This is a genomic window from Halomonas sp. ND22Bw, assembly GCF_003011945.1.
Classification (GTDB): Bacteria; Pseudomonadota; Gammaproteobacteria; order Pseudomonadales; family Halomonadaceae; genus Halomonas; species Halomonas halophila.
This window is the reverse complement of record NZ_PXWD01001230.1, coordinates 1-258: the sequence shown is the minus strand read 5'-3', so window position 1 is coordinate 258 and position 258 is coordinate 1. Positions and strand designations below refer to the sequence as shown.

1 protein-coding gene is annotated in these 258 nt (G+C 65.9%); it reads left to right on the top strand.

Annotated elements, in window-relative coordinates; all coding sequences use genetic code 11:
- Nucleotides 1-258 (top strand): tripartite tricarboxylate transporter substrate-binding protein (locus tag CVH10_RS22100; protein ID WP_369335965.1); only part of this gene is annotated, 258 nt, incomplete at both ends.

Genomic DNA, 258 nt, shown 5'->3' with positions numbered 1-258 from the left:
CAGTTCAACTTCGACCAGCTCTCGGTGGCGCAACCGTTCATCCAGCAGGGCCGCACGCGCGCGCTCGCCGTGACATCGGCCAAACGCGTGCCGTCGATGCCGGATGTACCCACCTTGCAGGAGTCAGGGTTCAAGGGCTTCGAAGCCGAGACGTTCACCGGCATCCTGGCGCCCACCGGCACGCCGCCGGACGTCCTGCAGCGCTTCTCCGAAGCCCTGCAGAAGATCCTTGCCGACAAGGCCGTGCAGGCCAAGTTC